Raw genomic sequence first — 15,656 nt, 5'->3', positions numbered from 1 at the left:
TCGATGGGAGCGGGCCGAACCCGGCCGCTCCGTCGCGCTGCTAATTCGAACCGTGACGTCTCGTCTCGAATTACGGTAGCGTGCTGCCCGTGATCGAGCAAGCGAAATCCGCCCCCGGCGGAGCAGCCGATGAATCGTCAACTCGCCTTCCGGAAACGCCCGTACGCCCCGGCCGCCGCCGCAGCGAGGAAAGCCGCCAAGCCATCCTGGGCGCCGCGTTCGAGCTGCTCGGCGAGGTCGGCTACGCCCGCCTCACCGTCGAAGGCATCGCCGCCCGCGCCGGCACCGGCAAACAGACCGTCTACCGCTGGTGGCCCGGCAAGGCGGACGTCCTGCTCGAAGCCGTCACCGCCCACGCCCGGCAGCACATCCCACTGCCCGACACCGGCGACCACACCGCCGACCTGCGAACCTTCCTCGCCACCACGTTCGCCGCCGCCACCCCGAGCACCGCCGCCGCGCTGCGCGCCTTGATGGCCGAGGCACAGATCGACCCCGCATTCGGCGAACGCTTCCGCGCAACCCTGCTGCGCCCGCGCCGCGAAGCCCTCGGCGCCCTTCTCGAACGCGCCCGCACCACAGGCCTGCTCGCCCCCCAACTCACCACCGCCACCGCCGTCGACCTCGCGTTCGGCGCCCTCTGGTACCGGCTGCTGAGCGACGGCGGGCCACTGGACGACGAACTCGCCGAACTCCTGACCCGGACGCTGCTGCGCTGAGCCCGGGCGTCCTTCGTGGTGACCCGGGCCGAAGGGTCGGCGGGCTTCTGACCCGGACGCTGCTGCGCTGAGCCCGGGCGTCCTCCGTGGTGACCCGGGCCGAAGGGCCGCCGAGGCCTCTGACGCGATGCTGCTGCGCAGAGGCCTGGGCGCCCTTCGTGGTGACCCGGGCCGAAGGGCCGCCGAGGCCTCTGACGCGATGCTGCTGCGCAGAGGCCTGGGCGCCCTTCGTGGTGACCCCGGCCGACGGGCCGCCGAACAGCTGGCCGACCATGGCGGAGTGCCCACCGACCCGCCCATACCCGCCGCTCCCGCGACCCCGTCCCGACTGCGCCGCCTCACCCGCGGCGCGTTCGCCGACCTGACCCCGCTGCGCCACAGCCCCGACTACCGGCGACTGTGGTTCGGCCAATCGGTCTCCGCGATCGGCCAGCAGATGACCGCCGTCGCGGTCGCCGTCCAGGTCTACGACCTCACCGGCTCCACCTTCGCCACCGGCCTGGTCGGACTCTGCTCACTGCTCCCACTCATCGCCTTCGGCCTGTACGGCGGCGCCATCGCCGACCGGGTCGACCGCCGCCGCCTCGGCCTGATCGGCTCCGGTGGACTCGCCGCCGTCTCCGCCCTGCTCGCCGCCCAGGCCCTGCTCCACCTCGACGCCGTCGCCCTGCTCTACGCGGCCGTCGCCCTCCAGGCCGGCTTCTTCGCCATCAGCTCGCCCGCCCGGTCCTCGATGATCCCCCGGCTCGTCCCGCGCGAGCAGCTGACCGCCGCCAACGCCCTCAACACCATCGGCATGAACCTCGGCCAGACCGTCGGCCCCATGCTCGGCGGCGTCGCCATCGCCGCGTACGGCGCCCAGGCCGCGTACCTGGTCGACACCGTCGCCTTCACCGCCACCCTCTACGCGATGTGGCGGCTGCCCGCGATGCGACCGCAGGCCGCGAGCGGCAAACGCGCCACCGTCCTCGACGGCCTGCGCTTCCTGCGCGAGCAACCCAACCTGCGGACATCCTTCCTCGCCGACCTCGCCGCGATGATCTTCGGCCTCCCGCGCGCCCTCTTCCCCGCCATCGCCGTCGCCTTCTACGGCGGCGGACCCGGCACCGTCGGCCTGCTGGTCGCCGCCCCCGCCGTCGGCGCCCTGGCCGGCGGACTCTTCTCCGGCTGGATCAGCCGCATCCACCGGCACGGCGCCGCAGTCCTCACCGCCGTCGCCGCGTGGGGCCTGGCCATCGCCGCGTTCGGACTCGTCCACAACCTGCCGCTCGGCCTGCTGCTGCTCGCGGCGGCCGGCTGCGCCGACACCATCTCGATGATCTTCCGCAACACGATGATGCAGGTCGCCGCACCCGACGACATGCGCGGCCGCCTCCAGGGCATCTTCATCGTCGTGGTGGCCGGCGGCCCCCGCCTCGGCGACTTCGAATCCGGCACCGTCGCCACCCTCACCACCCCCACCCTCTCCATCCTCACCGGCGGCCTCGCCTGCATCGCCGCCGTCCTCCTCCTCGCCACCCGCCGCCCCGCCTTCCTCCACTACGACGCCCGCCACCCCACCCCCTGACCCACCCCCTCCGCCACCCCACCCGATACCTGGCAGCGAGCACCCCCCGACGTGCTGTATTGTTTTCCACGTCGCCGGGGAACACCGGAGACAAGGTCAGAGAGCCAAGGAGCCCAACAGGGCGCCAAGGCGGACGACCACGGGACGTGGCGCAGCTTGGTAGCGCACTTGACTGGGGGTCAAGGGGTCGCAGGTTCAAATCCTGTCGTCCCGACGGTAACGTCGCAGGTCAGAGGCGGTTTTCCTGGTAACGGGAAGGCCGCCTCTGGCGGTTTTCGGACATGGCAAATCGGGGCATTTCGGACATCGGGTCAAGTGGGGTTATCGCTGATTCATAGGTCGCATCGGGCAACTGGCATTGAACCCACGACTTTCGCGGCGATCTTCGGCCCTATTCCAAGGCTGGTCGCTGGCTGGCGCACTTGACCGGCGCGCGGCGTGTCGATTCTCGAAATTCCTTTCCTTGCTCGGCTGTTGATGGGTCGTCTGGCGGTCTCCGGTTTGATGGGTTTCGCAGCCTCGCCCGATCTGCCTGAGTTTTTTGACCACTCTGGGTGATCGAGACTGTTTCGTGACGTCCTGTTTCGGGGTCCCTTCTGCATGAAGTGGGCTTTGCGCTGCGGGAGTTGGCTTCATGTGACGGCTGTTCAGTCGGTGGCTTCGCGCCTGAATCGTTACCGTCGTGCGCGGTGGCCTTGGTTGGTGTGTCACCACCTTCGGGGGATTCGTCCGGTTCGGCGGAGTTGTTCGGCGAGGTGGCGGGTGAGGTTGTCTCCGGCTTCGGCGATCGTGCGGAGGTCGGGGTGGAGGTAGCGCACCGTGGTGCCGAAGTCCTGGTGGCCGGCGATTTCCTGGAGGATGTGGGGAGGGACTCCGGCGTCGGCCATCCAGGTCAGGCCGGTGTGGCGGAGGTCGTGGCGGCGCAGGTGTGTGTGGCCGAGGGCGTGGACGACGTTGTCCCAGTGGGTGGCGTCGCGCAGGGTGGCGGTGGTGATGCGGCCGCCGCGGGGGCCGGTGTAGAGGCGGGCGTCGGGATCGCCGCGGGTGGTGTGGAGGCGGCGGAGGATCTGCGGGCGCAGCGGTTCGATGATGGGGATGTGGCGGGTGTGGCCGCCTTTGGGGGCTTTGTCGACGAGGCCGCCGGGGGCGGGTGTGGTCTGGTGGCGGCAGGTCAGGATCCACTGTTCGGTGTCGATGTCCTCGGTGCGGACGCCGGAGACCTCGCCGATGCGGGTGGCGGTGCAGGCGCTGTGGACGACGACGTCGCCCCAGCCCCGGTAGTGGTTGTAGGAGGCGTAGATGAGGGCGTCGGCGAGCTCGGTGAGGGCGTCCCAGTCGCGCAGGGCGAGGCTGCGGGGTTCGAGGAGTTCGTCCTCGGCCTGGCGGAGTTCGTGCTGCCAGCCGGTGACGTGGGCCGGCTCGTTCGCGATCAGTCCGTCGGCGACGGCCTGGCGCAGGATGCGGTGGAGCATCGCGAGGGTGCTCTTGGCGGTGGAGCGGCCGCAGCCGTCGGCGATCCAGGCGTACACGGCGTCCTGGATCAGGCCGGTGGTGATCAGGTCGATGGGCAGGTGTCCGAGGTCCGGGAGGATCCGCAGGCGTAGGCCGGCGAGGTAGGGGGTGTGGGTGGTGCTCTCCAGCCCAGCCAGGATCACCGACAGGCGCCGCTCGACGTACTCGGCCAGAGGCATGGAGCTCAGTCGGGGGAGGACGGGGCTTTCGGTGGCGTCGGCCAGCACGGTCAGCCACTGGGTGACGAGAGTGGGGTCGAGCCCGTTGTGTACGGCGGTGTTCAGGAACACTGCCCACGCCTGCGTCTGGGCCGGGATGGCATCACCGAGGGGGCGGTGGGGAAGGGGCACGTCTGCGATGTTGGGGCGGTGGGCGGCCCGAGGTGCCGTAGAGCCGGAGGACGAGGCGCTCCGTGCGTAGGGTCCGGTGCCTGGTGAGTGTTTCGGGGTCTTGCGTGAGGTGTTCATGATTCAGGGTTGCCTGATGCCGGACGTGACATCGCCGGTTCTTGCGTCGGACGCCTGAGGTGCGACGCTCGCCGGTCGTGCACGGCGCATGGGTCCAATGGATGGTTCCAGGTCGGCGCCGCAGCAGTTGGCGCGGCTGTGGCGCGGGTGCGCCGATGAATGGTCGCGGCGTTGGCTCTTGGACGGGGAGACTTTCCGGGATGCCGAGCTCGACCGCGAGGTCGTGGCACCGGTGGGCCAAGTAGCTCCTGCTCGCCTCGGAGGCGCCATCCTGCGCGCGACCGTGGCGTTCGGCGGCGCGAGGTGCTGATCGGCCGGGTGCGCTCGCCGCCGAAGACGAAGCTGGACCGGCCCCGGTCGGCCTTCGGAGAGGGCGTGCCTCCGCGCGGCCGTTGCCTGTCGGCTCGCGGTCCGCTGCAACCGTCGCCGGTCAGTCTTGACTTAATGACGACGTCATGGTGTCATCACGTCATGCTCTATGCTGTGCCCGCCCTCCGCGACATCGACCAGTCCGTTCTCGCGGAGATCGGCGAGATGCGGGACCGGCTGCGCCTGCACCTGCGCACTCCGCGGCGATGGGAAGGGCAGTTGCGGCGCAACTTGACGGCGCGGGCGATCGCTGGCTCGAACACGATCGAGGGCTACGCGGCGAGTGTGTCGGATGTCGAGGACATCATGGTCGGCGAGGCGCCGATCGATGCGAGTGACACCGTCGCGGCCGAGATTGAGGGCTACCGGCAGGCGATGACCTACATCCAGCGTCTGGCCGAGGCCGGCGACGACTTCGCCTACAGCAAGGGTCTGCTCAACTCGCTGCACTTCATGATGCAGGGCCACCACCTGCTCAAGCGGCCCGGTTGGTGGCGCAGCGGGCCGGTGTACGTCACCTCCGCCGAAGACCCGACCATCGCCGCCTACACCGCCCCTGACGCTCAGCAACTGCCGGAACTCACCGGCGAGTTGGTCGCCTGGCTGAACGCGGGTGACCTCGAAGCGCCCGGTCTGGTGCGGGCGTCGATGGCGCACCTGAACCTGGTGTCGATCCACCCGTGGTCGGACGGCAACGGCCGGATGTCGCGCGCCTTGCACACCCTGGTCCTGGCCCGTGAAGGCGTCATGGCGCCGGAGTTCTCCAGCATCGAGGAATGGCTCGGCCGGGCCCGCAACACCTACCGCTACTACGACATCCTCGCCGAAGTCGGTGGCCCGGTCTGGACCCCCGACCGTGACACGCTGCCCTGGGTCCGGTTCTGCCTGCGTGCCCACCACCAGCAGGCCCAGACCGTCGAACGCCAGGTCACAACCACGCGGGAAGTGTGGACCGGCCTCGACGAGGCCGTCGAGCGCCAGGGCTGGCCAGACCGGATGCTCTACGCCCTCTATCCGGCGGCGATGGGCAATCGCGTCCGTCGCGCCACCTACCAGGCAGATGCCGACCTGAGTGAGCAGCAGGCCCAGCGCGACATCCGCGAACTCGTCCGCGCCGAGTGGCTCGCCGCCAACGGCGAGGCCCAGGGCCGCTACTACACCGCTGGCCCTGGCCTTCCCGAAGCTATCGTTCGAGGCGTGCGGGAGCCACGGCCCCTTCGCGATCCTTATTCGTCCTGAGGCTCATTCAGTCGATGCCGGGCCGATCAGGATCGGTAGGGCTTCCTCCGGATGGTCGGCGTGTGAAGGGCCCAGCGCTTCGGCTGCTTGAGAATGTGCCAGAGGGGTCCGGCAAAGGAACGGACCGTTGGGCCGGAGAGGTCCCCGCTGCCGGTCCACCCGGCCCGGTGTTCACCAAGGGGTTGGTCAGCGCCTCACCATCGGTGTTGGCCGGGATGTAGTCGAGCAAGCCGACGGACTGCCCAACCCGGGGGTACCTGCCTCCTCGGCCAGGGAGACAACACCCAGCATCTCTGGTGCGCCAATGTGGTTTGCACCGGCCGCAATTTCGCTGACCGCCAGTCACCTTGGCTACTACCATTCCCATACGTCGCAGATCGCAGACTGTCCCACCGCCCCTCGCACGACACAAGGTAACGATGAAGATCAAGCGAGCACGCATCCAGAACTTCCGCAGCTTGCGGGAGGTGGACATCGAATTCGATGCGACGACGTGCTTCATCGGGCCGACCGGCGCGGGGAAGTCCACCGTCCTGCGGGCGCTCGACTGGTTCTTCAACGGGGAGAAGACGCTCTCCCTTGACGAGCACGATCTCCACTCTGCGGCCGACAGCCGCCGGATCACCGTCGAGGTCGAGTTCAACGACCTCACCGAGTACGACCGGGGCGTGCTGGGCAGCTACGCCCCGCCCGAGAGCGACACCGTGATCGTGTGGCGTACCTGGGAGGACGGCGAGGACAAGATCAGCGGAAGGGCGCTCGCCTTCCCGCCCTTCGAAGCCGTCAGGGCCGTGCCGACCGCGATGGCCAAACGGAAGGCATATGGCGAACTGTGCGACCAGCAGCCGGACCTGGACCTCCCGTCCGCAGGCTCCGAGGCCGCTGTCATGGAGGCGCTCTTGACCTGGGAGCGTGAGCACCGCGACCGGCTCGTCCCCACTGAGCGCAACAGCACCTACTTCTTCGGCTTCGCGGGCCAGAGCAAACTCGCCGAACTGATCGACTTCGTCTTTGTCTCCGCCGACCTTCGCGCCGCAGAGGAAGCCGACGACCAGAAGGCCTCCGCGCTGGGCCGCATCCTCGACTACGCGGTGAACCGGACCCAGGAGATCGCAGCACTCAGCGAACTTGAGAAAACCGCCCACGAGGAGCGTCTGAAGATCCAGAACGAGGCGTACAAGCCGGTCCTCGACAGGATCTCGGGTGCGCTCTCCCGGGAACTCGCACAGTTCACGACGGGACGGGGGATCGCGCTCGCACCGGTCGTCCACACGCCGAAGCCGGCCAGGACCAGCTTCAAGGTCAGCATCTGGGATGGCGCGGCCGAGACCTCCGTCAGCCGCCAGGGCCACGGTTTCCAGCGCGCGCTGATCATCGCCGCCCTCAAACTCCTCGCCGAGACCCGGAAGCCCAGCCAGGAGACGCGCACCCTGTGCCTCGCCATTGAGGAGCCCGAACTCTTCCAACACCCCGCGCAGGCAAGGATCTTCGCCGACGTCCTGCGCGACCTCGCCACTGCTGACGGAAGTCGGGTCCAGGTCACGTACGCCACCCACAGCACCGTTTTCGTGGACCACCGCGCGTTCCACCAGGTACGCAGGTTGCGCCGCGACTTCGTCGACAACCACCCCACGACCCGCACCAGTCAGGTCACTGTGGACGACCTCTGCGAGGCGCTCGCCGGTTACGTGAAGCCTGACAGCGTGCGCCGCCACGCCGGCCTTCGCTGCACCGACACCCTTGCCGAAGGCTTCTTTGCTCTGGCCGCCGTGCTCGTGGAGGGGGACACCGACGCCGGTCTGATCACCGGCTGTGCCCAGAACATGAACCTCGGCCTTGCCGCCCAGGGCGTCACTGTGATTCACGTCAGTGGCAAGAACAACCTGATCCTCTGCCATGCCATCCTCACCGCCCTCGGAGTGCCCTGCTACGTCGTCTTTGACGGTGACTGCGGTATGGAGGAGCGGAAACTGGCTTCGATCCAGGGGCGGGAGGGTGACGACTACCTCCAAGCCATGAAGAAGATCACCGCAGCGGCCGACGACGCCGCCCGGATGAATACGGACCTGCTCGGATACCTGGGCGCGCAGAAGCGGGTCCCTTGGCCGGAGTCGGTGTCCACCTCGACCTACACGGTCTTCGACGACAACCTGGAGGAGTACCTCAAGGGTGCCTGGCCCGCATGGTCCAAGCGGCTCAAGCAACTGATCGAATCCGGCGAGGGGTTTCCCGGCAAGAACGCCCCCACCTACCGGGAAGCCGCCAGCGGCGCGGAAGGCAATCCGCCCGCGCTGCTCGTCCAGCTCCTGGCCAACGTCCAGGAGCTACTGAAGGCCAGCATGCCGCCGTCAGTCCACGCCCTGCCGCGCCAACTCGGGCCCGACAACGCTGCCGAGGCTGTAGTACCCGCTACCTAGACCGAACCGAACCATTCCGGAGCTGCCGCAGCGTACCGGCGAGGGCGCCAGCAGGGATAGTTGTGTCCTTGCCGTGAGCTGTCATCTCGGACAGGCCGCACCAATTGTCGGCCGCTCCCTGCTCGCCGTGTGCGGCTCACCACCGAGGACCGAAGCTGACCTCCCCGCGCTCTCCGTTCCGGCGGTGAACTCGTCGTCCTGATATGCGCGGTGGGGTTAGCGGCTTCGGCTATGGTGGAGGGAAGCCTCGGATCCGGGCTGCCGGCAATACCGGCGGAACCAGTCACGGGCGACGACTTCACCACCGTCCGGGGGCGCGCTCGCAGCGCGCCCACCAGCGGGACTCCACTTTCACCGGGCACGCCCGTCCGCCTGCCCTTCTGCCCCCGGAGCCTTCCGCATGCCCGATCAGCACGTTGCCGCCATCCCGCGGGACTTCTTCTGCGAGCACACCCCCAGCAAGAGCCGGGTCATGGCCCTCGTGGACCACGAGAGCGGCCCCGCTTCGCTCCAGGCCGTCCTGACCTGCCGTGATCGTGAACTCGCCCACCATGCTGCGGTGTTGCTGCGGCAGGCATTGAAGTCCGCGACGAAGTCGTGGCAGCCGGAGCGGGCGGATGCGTTGTACTCCAGGCTCCCCGACGCGCCGGCCTCGTCCCTGCGCCAAGCTGTCTCGCACGCCCTCGTCGGCACCTGGCCCGTGAGCGCCGCGTCCTTCACCGTCTCGCCCGACCAGGAGCAGGAAACCGCGCCGGACTACCTTGACGAAGACGAGGACACCGGCCACGAGGAGCGGGAGAAGCGGACCCCCTACGACGCGAGGCTGCGCGACCTCCCGGGCCTGGTCGTTCAGGTCACCACACTGCGCGAGTTCCACGTCCACGACTCCGACCTGCTGCTGAAGACCGCCCGGGGAGCCGGCTGGACTCCGATGTCCGACGACGAACTCCCCGACGAGGACCCACAGGACCTGGTCGGGGCGGTCATGTGGCTGGCCGACCAGGACGGCTACTTTGAGGGAGCCGACACACTCACCGACCAGAGCTCGGCTTCCTTCCTGAACGCCGAACAGGGACATGAGCTCGCCGACTGGAGCAGCCAGCCCGTCGTCGCGACCTTCCAATCCGGATGGCGCCTGCAGGCCTCCCAAGACGATCAGCCGGAGGGGGAGGGGGAACTCCCCGATTTCGCTGCCCTGTTCCCGGTCACCGAAGACCACTGCAAAGACGACGACTGCGAGGAATGCGGCTGGCAGCTCACCCCCCGCACCGCCGACCTCCTGCACACCGCGCTGAGCGTCCTCGCCGACCAGGCGTACGACGAAACCGAGGACCTCGGTGACCGGCCGCTGACCGCCGAGAATCGCAGTGCATGGGACATCTTTGCCAGCATGCCCAAACTCACCTACCGCTGCGACCTGCAGTGGCGCCGCCGTATGGCCCGCGCCCTGGACGATCTGGTCGGCGACCTCGAAAAGGGCGACTGGCCCGAACCGACCTGCACCGCCGAAGAACTCGCCCTCCACCTCGCGCTCCGCGAAGCACCCAGTTACCGCGATGAGGTCGACGACAACGACGGCCACCCGCACCACCAACTCCCCGTCCACCGCGACGACTACGACTACGACGCATGCAGAGACTTGTTCTTCCAGGACACCGACGTCCTGATGCTCTACAGCGCTCGGTTCGACGGCATCGAAGACCCCGACAACGACATTAACCGCGACCTCGGCATCGGCGACCTGCGTCCGGCCGCGTGGTTCGAACCGTTCGGCAACGTCGAAGCCCGCGACCCCCGCCGTGGCTTCCGCCGCTGACCGGAAAACGGGTGGGGAGGCCCAGGCCGCTGCTCCCCGGCGTCCTGGGCAGGCGAAGGCTGCGAATCCGGGCAGGTTCCGCCCACGAGCGCAGACCCGCAAGCTGCGGATTCACCTGCGAGACTTTCAAAGTCCTTGGCCAATTGGACAGTTGAGATGTCCGGATCGATCCGGCAACTGACCCCCGATGTTGCCGGAAGGTAATGGGGCCGACACTCTCTGTCCATGGTCAACAGGTGCCGTGCCATGAAGAAGGACGGAAGGCTCTGCAAGAACCGGGTGCGGGAGGAGGGACTGCGCTGCCACAAGCGCCAAGGACTCCCTGCAGGCCGCCGCCCGCTCGGGCCCTCGCCCCGACGAACCCTGGCCGGTTCACGCACCGGCACCACCAAGCCGCGGCCCCACCGTACCGGCACCCTTGCCAGCCCGCGCCGCACACCCGATCCGCGACCCGCTCGGATTCCCGCCCAGCGCGGCCAGCCTGCGCCACCACCTCGGACCCCGCGCGTGGTGACCCGTGCCGAGACGGACAGCACCGTCCGGGCGTGCGCCCAACTCGTCGGCGGGGGCGGTGGTGACGTCATCGCCGCCCAGGCCGTCCGCTACGTGGCCCCGGACACCTGGAACGCCCTCGTCGAGCGGCACCGCGGCAAGGGCTGCGACACACTCGCTGCCTTCGCCCGAGCCCTACTGGACGGCAAGAAGTCCCTGCACGGCGTGATGGGCAGTCTCGTCGGCGCCCTGCTGGCCGCGCTGGGCCGTCCCCGGATCGAGCAGGTCTTCGCCCAGGAACTCGCCAGCCGCGTACCGCTCCCCTTCGGACACGAGATCGCCCTCGCCGCCCGCGGCCTCCAAGCAGCCGGCATCTTCATCTGCTTCACCGACGCGGGCACGATGAACGACTGCGCCTGCCTGCGCGACCTCCTGGTCAACGAGGGCAAGGCGCAACTGGACAACCTGCTCCAAGGATCCCTGAACGACTGGAGCGAACTGCCCGCCCGCATGCTGCCCACGGCCGCCGGTGGCCGGACCGCGAGGAGCTGAACGATCCTGTCGCGCCGCCCGGCCGCCCGGTTGCGTCATTGTGAAGCGTGCGAACCCGCCTGGGGATCGCCGAGGGGGCCGCCGTACGATGAACAAGGTGCTGGACCGCGCGCCAGGGGTATCCGTCGTCCGAGGCGCTCGTTAGAGTGGCAGGCCGGTCTGCTGAAGAGGAGCGTGAGGGGTGTGGCTGCCACGGCTGACCACCTCAAGGCACTCCTCAACGCCCATGCCACCGGCGACGACGACCGTTTCTACAGCATCGCCCTTCAGGTCGCGGCGAAGTCCGCGCGCCAGGGCCACGGCAAACTCGCCGTCGAACTCCGCGAGCTCATCGACGCCGCCCGCGCCGACAAGATCCCCAGGATCGCCCCGACACCGGTCGTCCAGCCCCGGGGCGAACTCGCGAGCCTCCTCACCGCCGGGTACCCCGACGTCCGCCTCGACGACATGACCCTCGCCGACGACGTCCGCGCCCCCTTGGACACGGTCCTCCACGAGCAGCGCCAGCGCGCCCGCCTTGAGCGCTTCGGCTTCACCCCCGTGCACCGCATCCTGCTGTCCGGCCCGCCCGGCACCGGCAAGAGCATGACCGCCGCAGCCCTGGCCAAAGAACTCTCCCTGCCGCTGTTCACCATCCGCCTCGACGGACTGATCAGCCGCTTCATGGGAGAGACCGCCGCCAAGCTCCGCACCGTCTTCGAAGCCGCCGCGGAGACCCGCGCCGTCTACCTGTTCGACGAGTTCGACGCCCTCGGTGCCGAACGCACCGCCGGCAACGACGTCGGCGAAGCCCGCCGCATCCTCAACTCCTTCCTCCTCTTCCTCGACGAAGCCCCTTCCGAGAGCCTCGTCGTCGCCGCCACCAACCACCGCCACCTCCTCGACCGCGCGCTCTTCCGCCGCTTCGACCTCGTCGTCCATTACGCACCGCCCTCCCCACAACAGGCGATCGAGATTCTGCAACGACGCCTAGCCGGGATGGACACCACCGGCGTACCTTGGTCCGACCTGATCGCCAAGGTCGACCAGCTCAGCCACGCCGAACTGGTCAAGGCCGCCGAATCCGCGGCCAAACGCGCCATTCTCGGAGGCAACGACGTGGTCAACAAACACCTCTTGACCGAAGGACTGGACGAGCGGCACGCGCTGCGCCATGCCTGACCGGGCCCCGTCGCGGTTCACCCCGCACCTGCTGGTCCCGTGGGATCCGAAGACGCTCACGCCGAAACCCTCCGGACCCGCACGGGGCGGCGGGTTCGCCGACCGGTCCGCGGACCGGCAGGGCCACGTGGACCGCCTGCTCGACGGCCTCGAAGAAGCCCGGAAGGCCTCCACCACAGAGCGTCATGAGGTGGACGCGGCCGAACGGGCGAGCGGTTTCGCGATCCGGGTGGAGGCCGCCGACACCTACGACCTCCAGGTCCGCAGCCTCGCCAACTCCGGGCTGACGCTCATGAGCGTTCACGAGGCAACCGGCAGCAGCCCGCAGGAAGCCGTCATCTGGATCCCCGACGGACGGGTGCAGGCGTTCGCTGAGAAGATCAGCCAGTTCACCCAGGACACCCCGAGCGGCAAGCCGAAGCAGCAGGCCGCCGTCGCCAACACAGAACGCATCCAGCACGCTCTGCTTGACCACCTCTGGCAGGATGACGCACCACTGCCGGACATGAGCGAACACCGCTGGTGGGAACTGTGGTTCGACCCGGGCATCACCGACACCGACCAGATCGCTGTCCTCCAGCGGATCGCCGCCGCCAACGGCTGGCCGATCGCCGACCGCTCGATCACCATCGGCGACTACCGGGTCGCCCACGTCGCCACGACCGGCGCCCAGCTCAAGACGCTCCTCGCCACCAACGCCTGCCCCTCGGAAGTGCGGCAGCCCAGCTTCGCCGAGCAGATCCACACCACCGCCCGAACCCTCCAGCGCGACCTCGCCCTCGACCTCGCGACCCGGCTGGAGCACGCCGCCGCCGGCGCACCCGTCGTGTGCATCCTCGACACCGGCATCCACCAGGAGCACCCACTCCTCAAGCAGGCCCTCGCCGGCCGCGCGCAGAGCGTGTTCCCCCACGAAGGACCCGACGACAACAACGGCCACGGAACCAAGATGGCTGGCCTCGCCCTCCTCGGCGACCTTGCCGGCGCCCTCGAATCCACAGGCACCATCACGCTCACTCACGGCCTGGAATCCGTCAAAATCCTTCCCCGGCAGATCCGCCACGACGACACCCCGCGAAGCCACGCGGAAGTCACCGTCAACGCGATCTCCGACGCCGAGACCGGCGGCATCGACCAGCCGCACGCCCGAGTCTTCTCCATGGCGGTCACCGAACGCTCCACACCCGAACGCAACGGCACCGACGGCCGGGCCAGCCTGTGGTCCTCCTCCCTCGACGCCCTCGCCGCCGGAACCGACATCGCCGTCCACGACGACCGCATCGAACTCCTCGGCGCCCCCGACCCCCGAGCCTCCCGGCTCATCGTCGTCTCGGCCGGCAACATCCGCGAACACCCCGTCACCCACCTCCGTCAGGACGACGGAACCCTGCACCACCTCACGCTCTGCGACACCTCCGCGATAGAGAACCCTGCCCAGGCCTGGAACGTCCTGACCGTCGGCGCCTACACCGACCTCGCCCAGCCGCCCCGGGACGCCATGTTCGACGGCTACCGTCCCCTGGCTGCCGCAGGCGAGCTCTCGCCTTTCAGCCGCACCTCCGTCGCTCTTCCCGTGAAGACCCCCGTCAAGCCGGACATCGTCCTCGAAGGCGGAAACCTCCTCGTCGATGCCGACGGCACCCTCACCGACGAACACGACGTCGTCAGCCTCACCACCACCCACCACGGCATCGACCGACCGCTCACCACCGCCAACGCCACCAGCGCCGCCACCGCCCAGGCCGCACGCCTCGCCGCCATCGCTCACGCCGCCTACCCCGCCCTCACCCCCGAAACCATCCGGGCACTGCTGGTCCACGAGGCACGCTGGACCAGTGCCATGACCGACGGCATCCTCAACGCCAACGGCCGCCGCCGCACGGGCAAGGGCAACGGCAGCAAGGACTTCGCGCGCAACGTGCTGCGCCGCTACGGCTGGGGAGTGCCGACCGAGGAACGGGTCCTGTCAAGCGCGACGAACGCCGTCACGCTGATGATCCAGGGCTCCCTTGTCCCGTTCCGCCGTGACAAGGGCCGCGTCCACCTGGGAGAACTCAAGCTCCACCAACTGCCCTGGCCGCGCGAGCAGCTCCTCGACCTCGGCGCCACCCCGGTCCAGCTGCGCGTCACCCTCTCCTACTTCGTCGAACCCAACCCCGGCCGACGCGGTGTCATGGGCCAGCACACCTACGCGTCCCACAAGCTGCGGTTCGCGATCAAGGGGTCCCTGGAGAACCTGTCGGACTTCGAAGGACGCGTCGCGAAGGACGCGCAAGCTGCGAACGACGGCATGACCACGGTCGGCAAGTTCGAAGGCGACAAGGCCTGGCTCGTCGGCTTCGACAACCGCAACCGTGGCTCCCTGCATGCCGACATCTGGAGCGGTACTGCCGCCGAGCTCGCCGACTGCGGAGCCCTGGCGGTCTACCCGGCCGGTGGCTGGTGGAAGTACAACAACAGATCCGACCGCGTCGGCCGCCTGGTCTCCTATGCCCTCCTCGTGTCCCTCACGACACCCGAAATCGAGATCGACCTCTACACCCCGACCGCGGTACGGCTCGACGTGCCCATCCCGACCGACCTGGCCGCGCGAGTGGAGACGTCTGCCGGGATCCCCGTGCAGCTGCCCCTGGACTGGTAGACCGCAGCGTTCCGGCAGCTGCTCTGGCTCAGCGGCATGCAGCGCTGTGCGAAGCCGGGAGGGCAGCCAGCCCCGAGGCCCTGAAGGCCACCGGTCACCCGTCCTGGGTCGTCGGCCAAGCACAGCTCCGCCGGGCTGACAGGGCCGGCCGCGGCTCACCGCTACGCCGCCAACGGCAGGTCGTCGTCGCCACGGGGGACGGGATGGGCGGCCATCTGGAGGGTGGCTTGGCGGTGGATGGCGGTCATGACTTTGGGGGAGAGGCTGATCCAGGCGCGGCTGGCCTCGGTCTTGGGTTGCCCGACGGCGAGTTCGCTGTTGTCGATGGCGGCGAGGGTCCAGCGGACGTAGAGCTTGCGGTCCATGAGGTGGACGTCGGACCAGTGCAGGGCGAGGATCTCGCCGCGGCGCATGCCGGTGCCGAGCATGACCTCGAAGAGATCGGTCAGCTGATCCGCGAACTGCTCCGAACCATGCCGCAGGAACGTCGCAGCCTCGTCCGGGGTCCAGCAAGTGCGTTCCGCTGCAAGGGGCTTGGGTGGGACGGAAGCAGGAGTCGGACGACGCGCGACGCTGGATTCGTTTCTCTTCAAAGCGAGCGTGCTGGGTACCACGGACGCGCTCCCGCTGTGGTGCAGTTCGCCCGGAACAGGCGCCGTCGGGGTCGCTGTCCGTGCTGCCGGATAGGCTCACCGGTCGAGACT

Annotated in this window: 10 protein-coding genes and 1 tRNA gene; 9 read left to right on the top strand and 2 right to left on the bottom strand. The window is 68.9% G+C overall.

The genetic code is table 11. From position 1 onward, the window contains the following. Positions 1 to 89 precede the first annotated feature (89 nt). The 3 genes from ACFV18_RS02215 (at position 90) to ACFV18_RS02205 (ending at position 2,500) form a co-directional block, all read left to right on the top strand. A complete protein-coding gene (locus tag ACFV18_RS02215) occupies positions 90 to 719 on the top strand; it encodes a TetR/AcrR family transcriptional regulator (RefSeq protein WP_380478273.1) in 630 nt (209 codons plus the stop codon). Positions 720 to 846: 127 nt separating this feature from the next. Beyond that, positions 847 to 2,286 (top strand): MFS transporter, encoded by a 1,440-nt coding sequence (locus ACFV18_RS02210; protein WP_380478271.1) that lies wholly within the window; start codon positions 847 to 849, stop codon positions 2,284 to 2,286. A 140-nt stretch (positions 2,287 to 2,426) separates the two neighbouring features. Continuing rightward, positions 2,427 to 2,500 (top strand) — tRNA-Pro (locus tag ACFV18_RS02205). Positions 2,501 to 2,993: 493 nt separating this feature from the next. Here ACFV18_RS02205 and ACFV18_RS02200 read toward each other — a convergent pair. Beyond that, positions 2,994 to 4,148, bottom strand: a complete 1,155-nt coding sequence (locus ACFV18_RS02200; protein ID WP_380478269.1) for a tyrosine-type recombinase/integrase — start codon at positions 4,146 to 4,148, stop codon at positions 2,994 to 2,996. Between the two features lie 588 nt (positions 4,149 to 4,736). On the opposite strand from ACFV18_RS02200, the gene ACFV18_RS02195 reads away from it, so the two are divergent. The 6 genes from ACFV18_RS02195 (at position 4,737) to ACFV18_RS02170 (ending at position 14,952) form a co-directional block, all read left to right on the top strand. Further along, positions 4,737 to 5,873, top strand: coding sequence for a Fic family protein (locus ACFV18_RS02195; protein ID WP_380478268.1), 1,137 nt, complete (start codon positions 4,737 to 4,739; stop codon positions 5,871 to 5,873). Positions 5,874 to 6,292: 419 nt separating this feature from the next. Beyond that, the gene (locus ACFV18_RS02190) at positions 6,293 to 8,290 is read left to right on the top strand and encodes an ATP-dependent endonuclease (RefSeq protein ID WP_380478267.1); all 1,998 of its coding nucleotides are present in this window, start codon (positions 6,293 to 6,295) and stop codon (positions 8,288 to 8,290) included. A 400-nt stretch (positions 8,291 to 8,690) separates the two neighbouring features. Further along, positions 8,691 to 10,106: a hypothetical protein gene (locus ACFV18_RS02185; RefSeq protein WP_380478266.1), complete on the top strand. Its 1,416-nt coding sequence runs from the start codon at positions 8,691 to 8,693 to the stop codon at positions 10,104 to 10,106. A 510-nt stretch (positions 10,107 to 10,616) separates the two neighbouring features. Continuing rightward, a complete protein-coding gene (locus ACFV18_RS02180; protein WP_380478265.1) occupies positions 10,617 to 11,150 on the top strand; it encodes a hypothetical protein in 534 nt (177 codons plus the stop codon). 183 nt (positions 11,151 to 11,333) lie between these two features. Beyond that, on the top strand, positions 11,334 to 12,311 hold the full coding sequence (locus tag ACFV18_RS02175; RefSeq protein ID WP_380478264.1) for an AAA family ATPase: 978 nt from the start codon (positions 11,334 to 11,336) through the stop codon (positions 12,309 to 12,311). Then, positions 12,304 to 14,952, top strand: a complete 2,649-nt coding sequence (locus ACFV18_RS02170) for a S8 family peptidase (RefSeq protein WP_380478263.1) — start codon at positions 12,304 to 12,306, stop codon at positions 14,950 to 14,952. Before ACFV18_RS02175 ends, ACFV18_RS02170 begins: the two co-directional genes overlap by 8 nt. Positions 14,953 to 15,113: 161 nt before the next feature. On the opposite strand, the gene ACFV18_RS02165 is transcribed toward ACFV18_RS02170, so the two are convergent. Further along, positions 15,114 to 15,566, bottom strand: a complete 453-nt coding sequence (locus tag ACFV18_RS02165) for a tyrosine-type recombinase/integrase (RefSeq protein ID WP_380478262.1) — start codon at positions 15,564 to 15,566, stop codon at positions 15,114 to 15,116. Between the last annotated feature and the right edge of the window lie 90 nt (positions 15,567 to 15,656).

Origin of the sequence: Kitasatospora sp. NPDC059673, from assembly GCF_042734215.1 — a bacterium.
GTDB lineage: Bacteria > Actinomycetota > Actinomycetes > Streptomycetales > Streptomycetaceae > Kitasatospora.
This window is presented reverse-complemented; position numbering and strand designations above follow the sequence as displayed.

Bases quoted from the DNA above. Each gene is read 5' to 3' on its own strand.
- ACFV18_RS02185 (WP_380478266.1), top strand. From the start codon at position 8,691: ATGCCCGATCAGCACGTTGCCGCCATCCCGCGGGACTTCTTCTGCGAG.
- ACFV18_RS02170 (WP_380478263.1), top strand. From the start codon at position 12,304: ATGCCTGACCGGGCCCCGTCGCGGTTCACCCCGCACCTGCTGGTCCCG.
- ACFV18_RS02190 (WP_380478267.1), top strand. From the start codon at position 6,293: ATGAAGATCAAGCGAGCACGCATCCAGAACTTCCGCAGCTTGCGGGAG.
- ACFV18_RS02195 (WP_380478268.1), top strand. From the start codon at position 4,737: ATGCTCTATGCTGTGCCCGCCCTCCGCGACATCGACCAGTCCGTTCTC.
- ACFV18_RS02210 (WP_380478271.1), top strand. From the start codon at position 847: ATGCTGCTGCGCAGAGGCCTGGGCGCCCTTCGTGGTGACCCGGGCCGA.